This is a genomic window from Bradyrhizobium ontarionense, from assembly GCF_021088345.1.
GTDB classification, from domain to species: Bacteria; Pseudomonadota; Alphaproteobacteria; order Rhizobiales; family Xanthobacteraceae; genus Bradyrhizobium; species Bradyrhizobium ontarionense.
The window spans coordinates 645,323-663,510 of the sequence record NZ_CP088156.1; the positions used below are offsets into that span (position 1 = coordinate 645,323).

Sequence of the window (18,188 nt, forward strand, 5' to 3'; positions counted from 1 at the left end):
CGGGTTGTCAGCCTGAGTGACGCGTGAGCTGCGCACGCCAGTCGCGCGGCCGCATGCCGAAGCGCTGCTTGAAGCGGCGCGTGAAGTGCGACAGATCCGAGAAGCCCCAGTCGAAGGCGATGCTGCCGATGTCGCGGCTGGCGCAGCCGGGATCGCGCAGATCGCGCGCGGCGCCGTCGAGCCGGCGTGCGATCACGAGCTCGGAAAAGCTGGTGCCGGCGCGGGCCAGCAGCTTGTGCACGTAGCGCTCGCTGATCCCGACCGTCGATGCGATGGCTGCGACCGTCAGGCCCGGCTCGCGCAGGCGGTCGTGGATGGCGCGGCGCAGCGCGAGCGTCGTCGCATCGGCGAAAGAGGCGGTGGCCTGGGCCTCGCTGCGGCTGCCGCGCGATAGGCTCAGCGCCACCAGATCGAGCAGCACGCCGAACAGCGCGGCCGCGTCATCAGGCGCAAGGCGCAGCGCATTGGCGTTGAGCGACCGCGCCGTCTCGACGATCAGCGCGCCCACGTACGGGTCGTCGGAGAGCCGTGCCGGCGCGATGTCGCGGACGGGCAGGCGGCCGAACAGCGCCTCCGCCGGAACGCGGAATGAGATCACGCCGAGCGAGGGGCCACGATCGTGCTGCAGCACGAAGGTGCGGTCGCTGTCGAAGATGCCGACCTGTCCGGCCGACAGGCTGACCTCGCAATCGTCCTGCAGGATGGTGCAGCGGCCGGCGAGCTTGAGATTGAGATAGAAGCAGCGCTGGTCGGACGCCGCGATGTCGGCGCGCGAGCGGCGCACGATGTGCTCAGGAAAGGTGACGCGGTTGATCGCGCCGTCGCCCACGCTGACGCTCTGCACGTCAGCAGCGAAGCCGATGCCGCGGGTCGGCTCGGGCGTGAGGTTCATGAAGGCCTGGCAGATCGCCTCGCGATAGTAGGAGAACTGCTCGGCCGGCCGCACCATGGCCGTATTCCAGCTCCGCTGACGTTCCGGCTCCGCGCCCGGCATCGGTTCACTCCGAGACCAATTGGGTTCAGTTGCAGCCAAGCGCGGCGGGCGCCGTCCGGGCCATCATCCTTGCACCGCCCTCAACAGTGCAAAGGAACCCCAGCATGTCAACCTACGTCCTGGTCCACGGCGCCTGGCATACCGGCGCCGAGCTCGAGCCCGTCGCGGCGCCGATCCGCGCGGCGGGCCACGTCGTGCACCTGCCGACCATCCGCGGTAACCGCCCCGGCGACGCCAAGACCACCGGTCTCGACGAGGCCATCGCCTCGATCTGCGACTATTTCACCGAGCACGACATCAACGATGCCGTTCTGATGGGGCACTCCTATGGCGGCATGGTCATCACCGGCGTCGCCGACCGCATCCCGGCGCGCATCCGCCGGCTGATCTACTGGAACGCGTTCGTGCCCAATGACGGCGAGTGCCTCAACGACATGGTGCCGCCGCACTACGTCGCGCTGTTCGACGCCGTCGCTGCGGAGCGCGACGACGGCTCGGTGGTGCTGCCGTTCCCGGTCTGGCGCGAGGCCTTCATCAACGATGCCGATCTCGCCACCGCGACCCGCGCCTATGAGCTGCTCAATCCGCATCCGAACAAGACGTTCACCGACGCGATCAAGCTCCGCACCAATCCGGCCGAGATGGGACTCGCCAAGTCCTACATCAACTGCACCGAGGACACCGCGCTGCCGCACAGCCTGCCGTGGCATCCGCGGCTGTCCGGCAAGCTCGGCCTGTTCCGGCTGGTGCAGGTGCGCGGCAGCCACGAGCTGTGCTTCTCGGATCCGGCGCGGCTCGCGCAGGCGATCATGGATGCGGGGAGGGACTGACAGGGCAGCACTGCCGACCGTTCGCCGTGTGGCAGCGGTCGGTGCAAATTCATGGTTGTGATCCGTCTCACATTCGCCCGGAGCGTGATCTGCAAGATTGATCTGCGATGAACGGACCTCGGTTGGTCAGCGATCAGGAGTGTCGCTTCCGGCGCTCCCTGCCGAAACATCGGAGAACGCAGTCATGGCCCAGCTACATCTGCCGTCCCCCCAGGTTCTTGCGTCCAACGCTGCCGCTTTCAAGGCTTCTGTTTCCAAGGCTTCTGTTTCCAAGGGTCTCAGCCCGAACACGGCTGCGCAGCCGAGCCGGTCCAGGACCGGCTGGCTCGCGATCGCGGCCGGCGTGATCACGACCGTGTTTGCCGCGATCGGCGCGGTGAACAGCGCGATCCCGGCGGCGTCGAACGTCGGCGCGGCCGTGCTCGAAACGCTGAACCTTCCCGCCTGCCTGTCCTATGCCGATCGCTATGACGGCACGCAGAGCAGCTTCCGGAAGGAAGGCAATCTCTGGCGCGAATATCCGCGCGGCTCCGAGACCTACAGCTATGACTTCAAGGAGATCCGGCGCACGCGCCAGGAGATCATGCTGTGGAACGTGACGCCGCGGGCGAACGTGGCGGATGCGGCGAGCCTCGTCGTGCATCTGCCGGTGTGCGGCGGCATGGCGGTGCTGACCGAGGGCCTGCCGGAGCGCTCGACCAATCTCGAGCAGATCTGGCCGGACCGCAGCTGAGGCTCTCCGCGCGCAACAGCGGCTGCGACGTTCGGACTATGTCAGCACGATCCAGGCCGGCGCGTGGTCGCTGGCGCCGTCCTCGCCGCGGATGGCGCGATCGACGCCGGCCTTGCGGAGGCGCGGCGCGAGAAGCGGGCTGAGCAGCAGATGATCCAGCCGCAGCCCGGCATCGCGTGGCCAGCGGTTGCGCTTGTAGTCCCAGAAGGTGAACATCGGCAGATCCGGATGCAGCGTGCGGATCGCGTCGCACCAGCCTTGGTCCACCAGCGCCTTGAAGGCGGCGCGGCTCTTCGGCTGGATCAGCGCGTCCTTGTCCCATGACTTCGTGGGGTAGATGTCGAGCGGCGTCGGCGCGACATTGTAGTCGCCGGCGAGCACGACCGGCAGGTCGTCCTTGATGAATTTCGCCGCATGCTTGTGCAGCCGCCTGAACCAGGCGAGCTTGGCTTCGAATTTCGGCCCGGGCTGCGGATTGCCGTTCGGCAGATAGAGACAGCCGATGACGATGCCGCGCACGGCGGCCTCGATGTAGCGGGCGTCGGTGTCGTGGGGATCGCCGGGCAGGGCGGTGCGCGTCAGCACCGGCTCGGATTTGCGCGCGAGGATCGCGACCCCGTTCCAGGTCCTCTGGCCCTGCCACACCGCGCCATAGCCGGCGTTGTCGATCTCATCCGCCGGGACTCGGCTTGCGCGCATTTCAGCTCCTGCAGGCACACGATGTCGGGCTTGGCCGCGCGCAGCCAGTGCAGGAGATTGGGGAGACGCCGCCTGACGTTGTTGATGTTGAAGGTCGCGATCTTCATGATGAGGCTGCAATGAGAGAAGGCCCGATGTCCAAGCGCGCAATCGCCATTTTGTTCACCACGCTGCTCGGCGTCGCCGGTGCGGCCTTCGCGCAGCTGCCGACCGACGAGCAGCGCGCCGCCTGCCAGGCAGACTACATCAAATTTTGCAGCGACACGCTGCCCGGCGGCGGCCGCATCGTCGCCTGCCTGATGCGAAACTATGCGCAGCTGACGGACACATGCAAGAAGGTGCTCGACGCCGCGAGGAACGACTAGCGCAGCGTGGGGCGCGTCGCGTCTCTATAAATCGGTGACAGTGCATTTAACTCGTCGAGGGCGCCCCTCCGATCCCGCTGAGCGGGGCGCGAGTTTTGTGCACTGTCACCGTAACGCGTAATGCGTAACGGCCTAACGAGAACGCGCAACGAGTCGTAATACGATACTCACCCGTTCTTCGTGCCGGAGATGACGGCGAGCGCCTCCACCAGGCGGTCGAGATCCTCCTCTCCGGTATAGAGCGCCGGTGTCACGCGGATGCATTGCCCCTTGGCCACGCCCGCCCGGCGCACGGTGAGGACCTTGTGGTCGTCCCTGAGCCTCGCCACGATGGCCTCGTTGTCGGCCTTGCTGATCTTGCCGGACAGGCGAAAGGACGTGATGGCGCCATAGAGGCCGGGCTCGTCCGGCGTCAGGATCTCGACGCCCTTGAACGTCCTGACACGACGGACCCAGGAGTCGCGCAGGTAGCGCAGGCGGGCCTGCTTGGCCGCCGCCCCGATCTCCTGGTGAAGGGCGAGCGCCGTGGGCACCGTCAGCACGGTGGCGAAATTCACCGTGCCGGTGTGTACCCGTGAGCGGATGTCGGTCTCCGGATAGTCCTCGTCGCCCATGTCGCGGTCGATGCTGTCGAGCCGGTCCTTCCTGATGTAGAGGAAGCCGACGCCGAGCGGCGCGCCGATCCATTTGTGCAGGTTGAAGCCGATGAAATCCGCCTCGAGGTCGGCGACCTTGATATCGAGCTGTCCCCACGAATGGGCCGCGTCGACGATGGTGTCGACGCCCCTCGCTTTGGCCATGCGCACGATCTCGGCGACCGGCATCACGAGCCCGGTCCGGTGGCTGACATGGGTGAGGAGCAGAAGCCTCGTCTTCGGGTTGGCTTCGAGCGCGTGGGCATAGGCGTCGAGCACGGCCTGTCGGGTCGCCGGCTCCGGCACATCGAACTTGACCACGTCGACGCCGCGCCGCGCCTGAAGCGCGTTCATGGCATACTGCATCGAATCATAGTCGAGATCGGCATAGAGCACGGTATCGCCGGGCTTCAGCCTGTTGTAGCCGCCGATCAGAAGCTGCAGCGCCTCGGTGGCGCCGCGCGTCAGCGCGATCTCCTGAGGCGCTGCGCCCACGGCCTCCGCCACCTTGACGCGCACGGCCTCGAAATCCGCCCCGAAGCGCTGCCGCGCATAATAGGAGTTCTGGGTGTTGACCATGTCGGACTGGCGCATGAACTCGCGCCGTACCGGCTCGGGCATCACGCCCCAATAGCCGTTCTCCAGATTGACGATGTCCGGCGTGACGGCATAGAGCCCGCGCACCGCGCCCCAATACGCCTTGTCGGTTGCGATCTCGGCCGTCGGAGCGGTCGGCAGCTTCGGCAATTCGTCGGACGCCAGCGCCGGCGCAGCCAGCGGCGCCACCGCGGCGGCCGCAAGACCCTTGAGGATCGCCCTGCGGTTGGAGGTCATGGTCTCGATGAAGTTCATTCCAGTCCTCGTAGTTGCGCCGGCAACAGAGCAACGGGCGACGAAGTAAAAATGACGGTCCGATGACGGTTCAATGATGCCGGGGCGTGCACGGTGGAATGAATGTCGGGCGGCGTACCGCGCGCGAAAGCGCGCTGCGGACACGGCCCGCCCACCGGCGCGATCGTAGCCGACAGGTGGTCAACGCGGAGGAGGGATGGCGGACCGCGCCCAATGTCGCTGCGCGCATCGGGGCGCGACCGACCGAAGGTGGCGCTCCCGGCTGGATCGCTGCTAGGCTCGCTCAGTGCATGCACGAGCCCCGCCATGGCCAAACCGCCGATCCCGCACCCGATCCTCGCGACCTCCCGCCTGCGCCTGCGCCAGTTCCGTCCCGATGACGCCGACGCCATGCACCGGTGCTTCGGCGATCCGGAGGCGATGCGGTTCTGGAATCATCCGGTCCACACCAAGGTCATCGAGAGCGAGCGCGCCGTCCGCAGGTTCATCGATTGCACGCCGTCCTATTATCGGTTCTGGGCCGTGGCAGAGCCGAATTCGGACCGCTGCATCGGCATGGTCAACTATCACGACGGTCACATCCGCAGCAGGCGGGCGGCGATCGGCTACATCGTCGATCCCGCCCGCCGGCGCGAAGGGATCGCCACCGAGGCCGTCGCGGCGATGCTCGACTTCTGCTTCGGCGAGCTTGGCCTTCACCGCGTGCAGGCGTTGATCCATCCGGACAACACCGCCTCGCGCCGGCTGGCCGAGAAGCTCGGCTTCCGCTGCGAGGGGCAACTGCGCGACCATCTGCGCGTCGGCGACGAATGGCGCGACGACATGCTGTACGCGTTGCTGAAGACGGATCCGCGCAGTTGGTGATGAGGGCGGGCGCTACGCGCGGTCGCATGCGAAATCAGGTTGGGCGTAAGGACTTGCCACCTTCCTTCGAGACGCCCGCCTGCGGCGGGCTTCTCAGGACGAGGGTTGAATTCCTGGCGAGCCCTTGACCCTCACGGTGACGAGCGCCGCTGGCCGCGCGTCTCGAACCATGAGGCCAGAAGTGCACGAGCCGGGCGCGGCAAGTTTTGTGCACTGTCACCGTAATTTGTAATTGCCGCAATTGCCCGGCCGCGCCTATTTCGGTCGCGACGTCACGAGCGCCCGGATCTTGTCCGTATCGGCAGGCGTCGCAGGATTGTAGATCACCATGGTGAGGTCGGGCCGGCCATCGACGGCGAAGCCCGAAAATTCCAGCGAGAGCGATCCGGCGATCGGATGCTGCAGGACTTTCACGCCATCGCCATGCCGTCCTTGCACATCATTGTCGCGCCACATCGCCGCAAATTCCGGGCTCGTCGCGCAGAGCTCATCGACCAGCGATTGGACATTGCGGGCCGCACCGGCGCGCGCCACGTCGGCGCGGAAGGAGGCGACCACATAGCGCGCCACAGCCTGCCAGTTGGACTGTGCCGCGCGGACGCGGCTGTCTTGGAAGATCATGCGCAGAACATTGCGTTGGCCTTCCGGCAGGGTGCTGTAGTCGGTCAGAACAGCCGTCGCGGCCCTGTTCCAGGCGACGATGTCCCATGTCGCCGTGCGAACAAAGGCGGGACTGTATTCCAGCGTGTCGAGCACGCGTTGCAGGCGGGGTGAGATGCCGTCGATCGCGTGATAGCGGACTTCGGGGGGCCGGCCGAGACCGAGCAGGAACAGATGTTCGCGCTCGACGTCGGTCAGCATCATGGCGCGAGCGATGCGATCCAGCACGTCGGCGGAGGGCGCGCCGCCGCGCCCTTGCTCCAGCCAGGTGTACCAGGTGGCGCTCACATTGGCGCGCTGCGCCACCTCTTCGCGCCGAAGTCCCGGCGTTCGCCGCCGCTGCAGCGGCAGACCGAATGCGGTCGGATCGAGCTTGGCGCGGCGATCCCTGAGATAAGTCCCGAGCGAGTTGGTGTCCGTCATCCTGTTAGCGATTATACCCGTATAATGTCACTACTTTACCCGCATGAGCAACGTAGCAATATCCCGGCGGTCTGAACAGGGAGTGTGTCGCATGCGCGTATTCGTCACCGGCGCCGCCGGATTCATCGGCTCCGAAACCGCGAAAGAGCTGATCGCCGGCGGGCATCAGGTCATAGGCCTCGCGCGCTCCGAAGAGAACGTCCGCACGCTCGAGCAACTGGGCGCGCAGGTTCATCGCGGCTCGCTGCAGGATCTCGAGAGCCTGAAGCGCGGCGCAAAGGACGCCGACGGCGTGATCCATCTGGCCTTCATCCATGATTTCACGAAGTTCGCGGAGAACGGCGCGATCGACAAGGCCGCCATCGAGGCCATGGGCGATGTGCTGGCCGGAACGAACAAGCCTTTCATCGTCACCTCGGGAACGGGGCTCGTTGCGGCAAACGTGGTGGTCACCGAAGACATGCGGCGCGCGTCCAGCGCGCATGTTCCGCGCGTGTCCGAGCAGGCCGGCCTGGCCTATGCGTCGCGCGGCGTGCGCGCGATCGCGATCCGCCTGCCGCAGGTGCACGGCGCCCCGGGAAAGGCCGGGCTGATCTCTTATCTGGTCGAGCTCGCGCGTCAGAAGGGCCGCGCCGCCTATGTCGGCGAAGGCACCGAGCGCTGGGCCGCGGCGCATCGATCGGATGTCGCCCGCCTCTACCGGCTTGCCTTGGAGAAGGGCGCGGCAGACGGGATCTACCACGCCGTCGGCGAGGAAGGCGTCCCGATGCGTGAGGTCATCGAGGTGATCGGTCGCGCGCTGAACGTGCCGGTCGTTTCGATCGGTAAGGAGGAGGCGGGCGATTATTATGGACCGCTGGCGATGTTCGCGGGCCTGGATATGCCGGCCTCCAGCGTCCTGACACAGCAGCGCCTGGGCTGGACGCCTGACGGGATCGGCTTGATCGCCGACATCGGCCAACCGGACTACTTCAAGGCGTGAGCACCGGCCGCGACCGTTGGTGCGCGCGGTCGCGCGCCGCCATGATCTGTGGGGGATGCAAGGAGGCTTTGCACTGTAATCGCGGGCAAACGATCGGGCCCCTGCTACTGAATCCGGACCCGAAGGCGCCCGTCTTGATCGAACGATGGGGTTCTTGCGCGACCAGCCCGTAGCCCGGATGAGCGCAGCGATATCCAGGTTCTCCGATACAGCGCGTGGGATCCCGGATGTCGCTGCGCTCATCCGGGCTACGCTTGCTTACCCGGAGGATAACGGCACACGCCTGAAGGTATCGACCCCGGATTCGCCTACCGCCCGGGCGAGCAGCCGGTTGAAACGGACGATTGATCAGGTGTCTTGCGCCGGAGCGTGTAAAGGCCTGCCTTGCTGCATCCACAGGTTGTGATAACCTAAGCGTTTTATTTGGGGGGTGATCGCAATGCGAATTTTTCTTTTCGCGGCTCTTTGTTTTGCCATTCTATCAGGAAGCGAGGCGGCGGCTGATGGCTGCGACGTTTTAAAAGCCTGTCAAGACATGGCGTGGTGCAAGTACACTTATCGAGGTGGCGAATGGAAGGATGATCCGCAAGTAAGTGAATTCGAAAAGGCGATGCAGCGCGACGATCCCGCGGCGGAAAAAGATATGGCCGAGCGGTGTCACCATTTGGCCGGGAAGGATGAAGACTGGACGAATAACGGAAAAGGCTGTCCGTTGGAGACGATCAACCAGGTCGGACGGAAGGCGCGTATAAACGCATGTGTTGGCCTCGCTCAGCCCCCGGTGCCGCCGAACACCAGAGTATGCGCAAATTGTCGAACAAACGATGTTCCCCAGATTGTCTGCGGTAAGCCAACAAGCCTCAATCTCCACAAAGGAGACAGGTGCGACTGCAATGGTCATTCGGGCAAGGCCATCACCATGCCGGAGGCTCCTTGCGACTGACCACCCACTTAGGAGTCCCACTTGCGGCCCGGTGGGCGGCGCCATCAAACCCGAAAACGCTTGCGTCACGCTGGTTTCCTGCATTTTCGAGCGAAGTGGGACTCGCCGCCGCAAAATCCCGAAAACCAACCGCGGAATCTCCCGGCGTTTCATCGCGCGCCGCGCCGCACGGTGTCATTCGAAGTTGCGCGCGCCGATTCCGCCAACGCCGCGCCGCCGAGCGAATTGATGGACTATCGACGGCTCGGCCATTCCGGCCTGCGGGTGCCGGTGCTCAGCTTCGGCACCGCGACCTTCGGCGGCAGCAACGACTTCTTCAAGGCCTGGGGCGCCACCGATGCGGGCGGCGCCGCCCGGCTGATCGACGTTTGCCTCGATCACGGCATCTCGATGTTCGACAGCGCCGACGTCTATTCGGATGGCCTCGCCGAGAGCATTCTCGGCCAGGCCATCAAAGGCAAGCGCGGCCGGCTGCTGATCTCGACCAAGGCGACGTTCCCGCGAGGCGATGGTCCGAACGACTACGGCTCGTCGCGCCGGCATCTGACCGAAGCCGTCGACGGTTCACTGAAGCGGCTCGGCGTCGACCACATCGATTTGTTCCAGCGGCACGGCCAGGACTACAACACCCCAGTCGAGGAGACCCTGGCTGTGCTCGACGGCTCCGTGCGCGCCGGCAAGATCCGCTACATCGGCTGCTCGAATTTCTCCGGCTGGCACCTGATGAAGTCGCTGGCGTCGTCGAGCGCTACGGCACTCAGCGCTACGTCGCGCACCAGGCCTATTATTCGCTGCTGAACCGCGGCTATGAGTGGGAGCTGATGTCGCTCGGTCTGGACCAGGGCGTCGGCGCGGTGATCTGGAGCCCGCTCGGCTGGGGCAAGCTAACCGGCAAGATCCGCAGGGGACAGCCGGCCAAGCCCGGCACCCGCGCCCATGACATCGCCGGTACTGGCGCGCATTTCGAGGAAGAGCGGCTCTATCGCATCGTCGATACGCTCGACGCCGCCGCGAAAGACACGGGCAAGACGATCCCGCAGGTCGCGCTGAACTGGCTGCCGCAGCGTCCGACCGTCTCGACCCTCATCGTCGGCGCGCGCAACGAGACCCAGCTGATCGAGAACATCGGCGCCGTGGGCTGGAGCCTGACCCCCGAGCAGGTCGCCCGCCTCGACGCCGCCAGCGACACCCCGCCGGCCTATCCGGTCTGGCACCAGCGCGGCTTTCCGATGCTGAACGAGCGTGGGTAGAACCAATTCGGTGACAGTGCACTTAACAACGCAGCCGTGATGCTGCGTCGCGTGCGGCCATCAACATCTGCTCGACGATCGCATCGAATTCTTCCTTGGCGATAGGATCACTTGCAGCCATTTCGTCGTACGATTTTCGATACGGCTCCCACCAATGGTGGTGAAGCCCTGCCATGTGGAGAACCCGAGCCGCTGCCTCTACTTCTTCCAATGAAGGACGCCACACTGTGTACCGCCTCCCAAGTCGCGCAGCGGTGCTTCCATATCAGATAAACTATGTCATGTCTCTTGCATCGAGGCGAAGTCGCCTTGGAGTACGGTGCATAGAATTTGTTCTACAAGGCTCTTCGCTAGGTCAGGGGCACGAAGAGCTTTGTTCACCATCGCCGCAATGCCGAGTGTCGCTGCGCTCATCCGGGCTACGCTTGTTGCAATGTCAGGGTAGGTCTGGACAGCCGTCCCGCAATTGTAGCCGTTGAAACTGCCGCGTCACTTCGAGAAGCGTCGAGTCTCGCAGGCTGAACAGGAAGCGGATGCTGGTCTGATCGGGTGCCTGCTGTGACGACGGTGGATCGCGGAGTTCGACCTGAACGTAGTGGGGCACGATCGTCTCGTCATGATACCAGGAGCCCATCAGAAACACTTGGCGGCGCGAGCCCTTGGAGACCAGCCGCAGCAGACATGGTTGGACGCGGGTTTCTCGGTCAGACGAGAGGAAGCTCAATTCCTGCAAGGCGCCCGCGTCGCCCTCAGAGACCGCAAGTGCAGACGCGTCGCCTGATAGGCAGGCGGCAGCTCCGGGATTATGCCGTCGGTGCCGAGGGAAAGGATACGATCTCGATGCGCGATAGCTGCCGTGGTGGCGAGCATGACAGTCGCGACAAGGGCCATCATACGGTTCATGGCGAGGCGCTCATCTCGAGGAGGTGGCTGGTCCGCGGTTCTTTTAGCACATGGCTATCGCCGATCGCGGGTCGATCAGCCCGACCTTGGTGTCGAGCATGCGCGAACATACGAATTTTCCCAACCATCTCAACGCGACACACCCTGTCCAGTCCTCCCGCGAAAAATATTCCTCTTTCGTCTTTCCAGAAATTGTGTTTCTCTACCTCCATCCCGCCTCGGCACGAGGGGCGTATCGCGATCGTCACGGAACGCGGGGTGGGATGCGGTGGGCGCTTGGGGCTGCAGCATGGCTTGATGTCGTGCGGACGAAAGGCTTTGAGCGCACGGTGAAGTCGTATGGTCCTGGCCTCCCGACGCTGAGGCTACGCCGGCGGTGATGATGATCCGCCGGTCACGGGGGCAAGACAGCCCGGTCCCCGGGGAGAGTACGTATAAGTCGTCAAACCATCGCGCAGGGAATGCCGGTTGACGGCTGGACCTGTGGTGACTGCCGCCTGCTTTTTTCTGCAGGCGGGCCATGGGTTGCGGCCAGCACCCGGCATTCCCTGCGCCCTCGTTTTTCGAAGAGGGTGAAATCGAGATGCAAGCCTCGGGCGTTACATGCCGCGAGAACGAGGACGTATGTCCGGACACCGTCATTGCGAGCGAAGCTCGCAATGACGGTGTGGACGCAGTTAAGCGCACCGCCTCGCGCGGAGGGCGCGGCAGACGATCAGCTCTCCGCGCTTGCCGCTCCGCCCTTGTAGATGCGGTGGTAGCGCCGGCCGAGGCTGGTCAGGACCTCATAGCCGATGGTGCCGAAATGATGCGCGAGCTCGTCGACCGTGATGCCGTCGCCGAGCAGGGTGGCGAAGTGGCCTCGGCGCGCGGCCTTGGGCGGCAGGTCGGTGACGTCGACCGCGATCAGGTCCATCGACACGCGGCCGGCGATCGGACAGCGCTGGCCGGCGATGATGACGTCGGCGCCGCGGGTGCCGTCATTGGAGCTCGCCGCGCGAAAATAGCCGTCGGCATAGCCGGTCGAGAGGATCGCGATCCTGGTCGGGCGGCGCGCGCTCCAGGTGCCGCCATAGCCGACCGTGTCGCCGCGGGCGAGGTCGCGCAGCTGCACGATGCGGGCCTTGATCTCGGCGACCGGCTGCATCGGGTTGTCGGCCTCGGGCGTCGGGTTGACGCCGTAGAGCGCAGCGCCGGGGCGCACCATGTCGAACTGGAACGAGGCGCCGAGGAAGATGCCGGAGGACGCCGCGAGCACCGCCGGCACGCCGCTGAAGGCGCTCGCGACCTCGCGAAACGCCCCGAGTTGGCGCGCATTCGCGGGGCTGTTGATCTGCTCGGCGGAGGCGAGATGGCTCATGACCAGCGTGATGCCGTGGTCGCCGGTCTGGATGCGCGGGATCATTCCCTGCGCGTCGATGGCCGTGAGCCCGAGCCGGTTCATGCCGGTGTCGACATGGATGGCGGCGCCGCCCTTCCAGCCGGTGCGGCGGCAGAACATGTCCCATTCGGCGAGCTCGTTGAGGTCGCCGATGACCGGGCGGCAGTTGATCGCGGCGTAGTCGTCGCCGGTGTTCTGGAAGAAGCCGTCGAGCACGTAGAGCGCGGCCGATTCGGGCAAGGCGGCGCGGGCGGCCTTGGCCTCACTGAGCGTCGCGACGAAGAACGTCTTGCAGCCGGCGGCGGCGAGCGTGCGCGCGACCTGGGCAATGCCGCAGCCGTAGGCGTCAGCCTTGATGACCCCGGCGCATTCGGCGGGCACCGCGGTCTTTTCCAGCTTGCGCCAGTTGGCGGCGAGCGCGTCGAGATCGATGGTCAGCACGCCGGTGGCGCTGGCGGGCACCTGGCCGTCGTCAGGTGCGGGCGTGGGCGACTCGGCGGGTTTCGGTTCGGGAACGCTCATGAGGCGCTTTTACGCGCCGCAGCGCCGCCGTTCAACAGCACACGGTCAATAGTCGTGGTTCTGCTGCACCGTGCCGTCGTGCGCGAGATCGCCGAACCGCGTGACCGAGGCGTCGAAGTGCAGCTCGACCGTGCCGGTGGGGCCGTGACGCTGCTTGCCGATGATCACTTCGGCCTTGCCGAGCGCCAGATCCATTTCCATCTGCCATTTCTGGTGCTCCTCGGTGCCGGGGCGCGGCTCCTTGGCGGCCAGGTAATACTCGCCGCGGAACACGAACAGCACCACGTCGGCGTCCTGCTCGATCGAGCCGGATTCACGCAGGTCCGACAGCTGCGGCCGCTTGTCCTCGCGGTTCTCGACCTGGCGCGACAGCTGCGACAGCGCGATGATGGGAACGCTGAGCTCCTTGGCCAGCGCCTTCAGGCTGGTGGTGATCTCGGTGATTTCCTGGACGCGGTTGTCGTTGCCGCGCTTGCCCGAGCCGGACAGCAGCTGGATGTAGTCGATCACCAGCAGGTCGAGCCCCTTCTGGCGCTTCAGGCGGCGCGCGCGCGCCATCACCTGCGAGATCGAGATGCCGCCGGTCTCGTCGACATAGAACGGCAGCGACTGCAGCTCGATCGAGCACTCGCGCAGCTTCTCGAAATCGGCCTCGGTGATGCCGCCGCGGCGGATCATGCTGGACGGAATGCCGCTGCGCTCGGCGACGATACGGGTGGCGAGCTGCTCGCCGCTCATTTCGCAGGAGAAGAACCCGACCACGCCGCCCTGGGCGGCCTTGTAGGTGCCGTCGGGCTGCAATTCGGGAACATAGGCCTGGGCGACATTGTAGGCGATGTTGGTCGCGAGCGAGGTCTTGCCCATGCCGGGACGGCCGGCGAGGATGATCAAGTCGGAGTGCTGCAGACCGCCCATCTTGGCGTCGAGATCGCGCAAGCCCGTGGAGATGCCGGACAGCTTGCCGTCGCGCTGGAACGCCTTGGCGGCCATGTCGAGCGCTGTCGTCAGGGCTTGCGAGAATTTCTGGAAGCCGCCGTCGTAGCGGCCGGATTCCGCGAGCTCATAGAGCCTGCGCTCGGCATCCTCGATCTGGTTGCGCGGCGCGAAGTCGACCGGCGCGTCGTAGGCGACGTTGACCATGTCCTCGCCGATGCCGATGAGGTCGCGGCGCAACGACAGGTCGTAGATGGTGCGCCCATAGTCCTGGGCGTTGATGATGGTGGTCGCTTCCGCGGCAAGTCGCGCCAGATACTGGCCGACGGTCATGCCGCCGATGTCGATGTCGGCGGGCAGGAAGGTCTTCAGCGTGACCGGCGTCGCCACTTTGCCCATCCGGATCAGGCTGGACGCGGTCTCGAACACGGTCTGGTGCAGCGGCTCGAAGAAATGCTTCGGCTCGAGGAAGTCCGACACGCGGTAGAACGCGTCGTTGTTGACGAGAATGGCGCCGAGCAGACCCTGCTCCGCCTCGATGTTGTGAGGAGCGCTTCGATAGGCCGGCGCCGCCGTATCGGGAGCCAGCTTCAGGACGTTCGAATCGGTCAATGCCATGGCAGCGTGTCTAGCAGCTTTGAAGGGGAGGGGATAAAGCGCCAGTCGCACCCGAAGCGGAAGCGAAAGCTGAGCGCTATTCACCGTCGGGTAAATCTGGTGGATGAATCTGGACTCGCCAGATGCCGCGCTTGACGCGATCTGCCGGACTCAGTGCCGGCCGCGGTGGAACGGAACCCCGGTGCAATCACGGAGCGAGACATGCTGAACGCATGTGAGATGGAAAACGACGTGAGACGGGAAACGAAGCCGGCGTGTCTGCGAGCGCGACGATTGTTGCCAAGCCCGCCGCTGCCGGATCCTCTGCTGGCAGGTTCGCTACCGCCGGGTCCGCTACTGCCGGGTCCGCTACTGCCAGGTCCGCTACTGCCAGGTCCGCGCGGCGCGTCAGATCAGCAGCAGATAGAGCAGGGCGATCAGCGATGCGCCCACGCCGGCGGCAATCAGCGCGTAATCGGTGCTGAAGTCGGTCTTGGGTTCCAACATGGCTTGGCTGGGGCTCGGGGACATGCCGGGACACTACGGCCGGACTTTCCCGGGGTCTGTGAGCCAGTTCACAGACCGCCCGTTTGGCCTGAAGAAAATTTGAACCGGTCCGGAACGGAGCTTTCGTCGCTCGGAGGATGCGTCCGGCCGAGCAACATTTTCGCGTCGACGATCGGTCGGGGCCGGGATCGCGCGCAGCATTCATATGTTCCGTCGCTGCGGGTGAGACAAAGCGATTATTCGGAAGCGACATTCAACGATGGACATCTGTGCGCTGGGACATCTGTGCGCTTTCATTCCCTCTCCGATCCGCTAAAAAGGCGGCGGCCACCGGTGCTTTCGCCGGTGTCCGGCAGGTGAGCGCCGGACGAGGTCTTTTTGGATCTTGGAGCGCCGTCGAGGGCGTGGAACGACCACCATGTCGGATGTCACGTTGGCTTGATAGCGAGTGGAAACACGGCAGCGAATGTCGGGTCAGGAACTGCGCCGTGTGGACGAAACCATAGCTGGAGAATGAGGATGGTGGGCCGAGCGCTCAATTTGGCGGCGGTGGTGGCCGTGTTCTGCATGGGCTTGGCGGCCGCTGCCGTGGCGCAGGAAAATCTCGATGCGGGCAAGAGCCCCGCGCAGATCTTCAACGGGACCTGCACGGTCTGCCACAAGTCTCCGCGCGGTCTCATCAAGACGACGTCGGCGGGATCGCTGCCCGGGTTCCTGAAGCAGCACTACACGACGAGCCCCGAAATGGCCGGCGTGCTCGCCAACTACCTGATCTCCAACGGCGCTGCCGATGTCCGATCCACCGGCCATTCGGGCAAGGACGGCAAGGACGGCAAGGAGACGCGATCCGAGCGCCGGGCGCGGTCGGCCGCGACCGAGCCATCGGAGGCGCGGCCTGCCGCTGCCGATGCCGAGAGCGCCGGTCAGACCGAGCCGGGACGCCGGTCGGGCCATCACTCCCGACGCTCGGCGCGCTCTGCGCCGGCCGACGCCAAGCCCGAGGCCGGGGCGGAGGTCAAGGAGCCGGTCGCGGGGCCTGCCGACGGCGAGGGCCGCACGCCGGCAACGAAGGGCCGGCACGGCAAGCGCAAGAAGCCGGCGCAACAGGAAGGATCCGGCCCCGAGGAGTCGCGCAGCGAGCCGACCGGCGCGACCCGGCCGGAGCAGAGCCGCGACGACAGTGCCGTTCGCCCCGAGGCGAGCAGCCGGTCCGAGCCGCCGCGGGTCGAGCCGCCGAAGTCGAGCGAGGCGGCCCCGGTGCTGCGCGCCGATCCGGTCCCGCCGGTGACACCGGCGCCGACCACGACCCAGTCGGTGCCGCAGGCGTCCTCCAGCAGCGCGAGCGACCCTTCGGTTCCATCCTCGCCGTCGCACTGAGACAACGAAAAGCCCGGCTCGACGAGCCGGGCTTTATAGCAAGAGAGAGAAGAGAGCAGGAGCGGTGCTTACTGCTCGGTCTCGCCGGCGGCGCCCTCGTCCTGGGCCTCCGGATCGAAGAACTCGCCGGCGGCGGCGATCGCTTCGGCGGCGGCGTCGCGGTCTTCCTGGCGGGTCGAGATGTCCTCGCCGCGCTTGATGCGCTCGGCCTCGTCGGCGCTGCGGGCGACCGTCACGGTCACCGAGGTCTCGACCTCCGGGTGGATCGCGATGGTGACCTTCTGCTTGCCGATGGCCTTGATCGGCGCATCGAGCCAGACCTGCGGACGGCCCACGGTGATGCCGTCGGCGGCGAGCGCCACGACGATGTCGCGGACCGAGACCGAACCGAACAGCTGGCCGGATTCGGAGGCCTGGCGGATGATGATGATGTCGCGGCCGTCGATCTTCTCGGCGACCTTGGCTGCCTCGCCCTTGGCCTGGATGTTGTTGGCCTCGAGCTCGGCCTTCATGCCCTCATACTTGGCCTTGTTCTCGGCGGTGGCGCGCAGCGCCTTCTTGCGCTTCAGCAGGAAGTTGCGGGCGAACCCGTCCTTGACCTTCACGATCTCGCCCATCTGGCCGAGCTTGGCGACGCGTTCCAGCAGAATGACTTCCATCGATGTTCTCCTTTGATGTTCGGATATGCGGTTGGTTTGGGTTGAAGTTGATCAGGGCACCGGCAGCGGCGGCGGCTGTCTCGGGCCGAAGCGGCGGCGCAGATCGAAGGCGGCGTCGGCGAGCCCCAGCACGACCATCGCCAGCACCGGCCAGACGAACAGCACGATCACGACGTAGATCGAGCCCAGCCACAGCGCACGGCTGCGCAGCGCGAGCGTCAGGGTGTGCAGCACGGCGAATCCGGTGAGAGCGTAGGCCATCAGCAACGCGGCTGCCGCGATGACGGCGATCAGGGCGAGAAGGCCGCCGCCGAAGGCGAGGCCGATGGCGACCAGCAGCGCCACCAACGTCATCGGCGGCATCGCTATGGCTCTCAGGTCAGGCCAGGGCCGCCGCAAGAGTCCCGAGGTCGCGGCGATCTTGCCGGCGAGCCAGAGATTGAGGCTCAGCGTGAGGGTCGCGAACATCGCCGCGCCGCCAGGCGCAATTCGGATCAGCGCGTCGACCCACCGATCCGCGTCCGGGGGCAGCGGCGAGTCGGCCGCGCTCAGCAGGCGGACCAGCGCGCGCCGCAGGGTGTCGGTGATGGTGTCGGCGTCGGTGCCGAGCGTCAGCAAGGCGGCGACAGTCGTGAGCGCCGCCAGCGCGGCGATCCACAGCAGAATGCGCCCGACGGGATACCATTCGATCGCGCCGGGCGAGGTCTCGGCAGCGGAACGGCCGAGCATGGCGAGGTGACCCAGCCACCATGCAGGCAGCGCAACGGCCACGACGAAGGCGATGCAATAGGGGAAGCTGACGAGCACGCCGAGACCAGCCGCCGCGGCGATCCCACCGACACTGGCGTAGAGCGGTCCCCAGGCGATCGCTGCCACCATGAGCGGCAGTGGCGCCATATAGAACAGCGCCAGCGAGATCAGCGCACCCGACACGATCGAGGCGAACATGACGGCGGAGGCAAGGCCTGCCGCGAGCGCGATGAGAAGCGGTGCGATCATCAGCTGTCCCGCTCCTTTCGAGCGGTTAGAGGCCATGGGCCCCAACCATCGGTAACCGGTCGACCCGGAAACCTTATGAA

The 18,188-nt window shown here is 65.9% G+C and carries 15 protein-coding genes and 2 pseudogenes; 8 read left to right on the forward strand and 9 right to left on the reverse strand.

The genetic code is table 11. From position 1 onward, the window contains the following. Positions 1 to 7 precede the first annotated feature (7 nt). Entirely contained in the window at positions 8 to 994 is a 987-nt protein-coding gene (locus LQG66_RS02700) for a helix-turn-helix domain-containing protein (RefSeq protein ID WP_231323137.1), read from the reverse strand. Between the two features lie 104 nt (positions 995 to 1,098). Between LQG66_RS02700 and LQG66_RS02705 the strand changes: the two genes are divergently transcribed. Continuing rightward, positions 1,099 to 1,824, forward strand: a complete 726-nt coding sequence (locus tag LQG66_RS02705; RefSeq protein ID WP_231323140.1) for an alpha/beta hydrolase — start codon at positions 1,099 to 1,101, stop codon at positions 1,822 to 1,824. A 184-nt stretch (positions 1,825 to 2,008) separates the two neighbouring features. After that, a complete protein-coding gene (locus tag LQG66_RS02710; protein ID WP_231323142.1) occupies positions 2,009 to 2,557 on the forward strand; it encodes a hypothetical protein in 549 nt (182 codons plus the stop codon). Positions 2,558 to 2,593: 36 nt separating this feature from the next. Here the strand turns inward: LQG66_RS02710 and LQG66_RS02715 are convergent. Beyond that, positions 2,594 to 3,363: pseudogene (locus LQG66_RS02715) on the reverse strand (exodeoxyribonuclease III). Positions 3,364 to 3,390: 27 nt separating this feature from the next. Between LQG66_RS02715 and LQG66_RS02720 the strand changes: the two are divergent. Then, on the forward strand, positions 3,391 to 3,621 hold the full coding sequence (locus LQG66_RS02720) for a cysteine rich repeat-containing protein (RefSeq protein ID WP_231323144.1): 231 nt from the start codon (positions 3,391 to 3,393) through the stop codon (positions 3,619 to 3,621). A 167-nt stretch (positions 3,622 to 3,788) separates the two neighbouring features. Here the strand turns inward: LQG66_RS02720 and LQG66_RS02725 are convergent, their stop codons facing one another. Further along, positions 3,789 to 5,108 (reverse strand): aminotransferase class V-fold PLP-dependent enzyme, encoded by a 1,320-nt coding sequence (locus LQG66_RS02725; RefSeq protein ID WP_231323146.1) that lies wholly within the window; start codon positions 5,106 to 5,108, stop codon positions 3,789 to 3,791. A 306-nt stretch (positions 5,109 to 5,414) separates the two neighbouring features. Between LQG66_RS02725 and LQG66_RS02730 the strand changes: the two genes are divergently transcribed. After that, positions 5,415 to 5,972, forward strand: coding sequence for a GNAT family N-acetyltransferase (locus LQG66_RS02730; RefSeq protein ID WP_231323149.1), 558 nt, complete (start codon positions 5,415 to 5,417; stop codon positions 5,970 to 5,972). A gap of 255 nt (positions 5,973 to 6,227) precedes the next feature. Here the strand turns inward: LQG66_RS02730 and LQG66_RS02735 are convergent, their stop codons facing one another. Beyond that, the gene (locus tag LQG66_RS02735; RefSeq protein ID WP_231323151.1) at positions 6,228 to 7,055 is read right to left on the reverse strand and encodes a helix-turn-helix transcriptional regulator; all 828 of its coding nucleotides are present in this window, start codon (positions 7,053 to 7,055) and stop codon (positions 6,228 to 6,230) included. A gap of 91 nt (positions 7,056 to 7,146) precedes the next feature. Between LQG66_RS02735 and LQG66_RS02740 the strand changes: the two genes are divergently transcribed. From LQG66_RS02740 to LQG66_RS02750, 3 genes and pseudogenes are all read left to right on the forward strand, one after another. Then, entirely contained in the window at positions 7,147 to 8,037 is an 891-nt protein-coding gene (locus LQG66_RS02740) for an SDR family oxidoreductase (protein WP_231323153.1), read from the forward strand. Positions 8,038 to 8,476: 439 nt separating this feature from the next. Continuing rightward, complete coding sequence (locus LQG66_RS02745; RefSeq protein WP_231323155.1) at positions 8,477 to 8,980, forward strand: hypothetical protein; 504 nt, start codon at positions 8,477 to 8,479, stop codon at positions 8,978 to 8,980. A 228-nt stretch (positions 8,981 to 9,208) separates the two neighbouring features. Continuing rightward, positions 9,209 to 10,230 (forward strand): annotated as a pseudogene (locus LQG66_RS02750) (aldo/keto reductase). Positions 10,231 to 10,252: 22 nt separating this feature from the next. On the opposite strand, the gene LQG66_RS02755 reads toward LQG66_RS02750, so the two are convergent. From LQG66_RS02755 to LQG66_RS02765, 3 genes are all read right to left on the reverse strand, one after another. Next, complete coding sequence (locus tag LQG66_RS02755; RefSeq protein ID WP_231323157.1) at positions 10,253 to 10,405, reverse strand: hypothetical protein; 153 nt, start codon at positions 10,403 to 10,405, stop codon at positions 10,253 to 10,255. Positions 10,406 to 11,848: 1,443 nt separating this feature from the next. Then, a complete protein-coding gene (gene alr / locus LQG66_RS02760) occupies positions 11,849 to 13,036 on the reverse strand; it encodes an alanine racemase (RefSeq protein WP_231323159.1) in 1,188 nt (395 codons plus the stop codon). A 45-nt stretch (positions 13,037 to 13,081) separates the two neighbouring features. Beyond that, positions 13,082 to 14,587: a replicative DNA helicase gene (locus tag LQG66_RS02765; protein ID WP_231323161.1), complete on the reverse strand. Its 1,506-nt coding sequence runs from the start codon at positions 14,585 to 14,587 to the stop codon at positions 13,082 to 13,084. Between the two features lie 1,005 nt (positions 14,588 to 15,592). Between LQG66_RS02765 and LQG66_RS02770 the strand changes: the two genes are divergently transcribed. Beyond that, the gene (locus tag LQG66_RS02770) at positions 15,593 to 16,450 is read left to right on the forward strand and encodes a hypothetical protein (RefSeq protein WP_231323163.1); all 858 of its coding nucleotides are present in this window, start codon (positions 15,593 to 15,595) and stop codon (positions 16,448 to 16,450) included. Between the two features lie 68 nt (positions 16,451 to 16,518). Here LQG66_RS02770 and rplI read toward each other — a convergent pair whose 3' ends face one another. Both rplI and LQG66_RS02780 read right to left on the reverse strand, forming a co-directional pair. Further along, positions 16,519 to 17,109, reverse strand: coding sequence for a 50S ribosomal protein L9 (rplI, locus tag LQG66_RS02775; RefSeq protein ID WP_231323165.1), 591 nt, complete (start codon positions 17,107 to 17,109; stop codon positions 16,519 to 16,521). Between the two features lie 51 nt (positions 17,110 to 17,160). After that, on the reverse strand, positions 17,161 to 18,108 hold the full coding sequence (locus LQG66_RS02780; protein WP_231323167.1) for a DUF2232 domain-containing protein: 948 nt from the start codon (positions 18,106 to 18,108) through the stop codon (positions 17,161 to 17,163). Positions 18,109 to 18,188 lie beyond the last annotated feature (80 nt).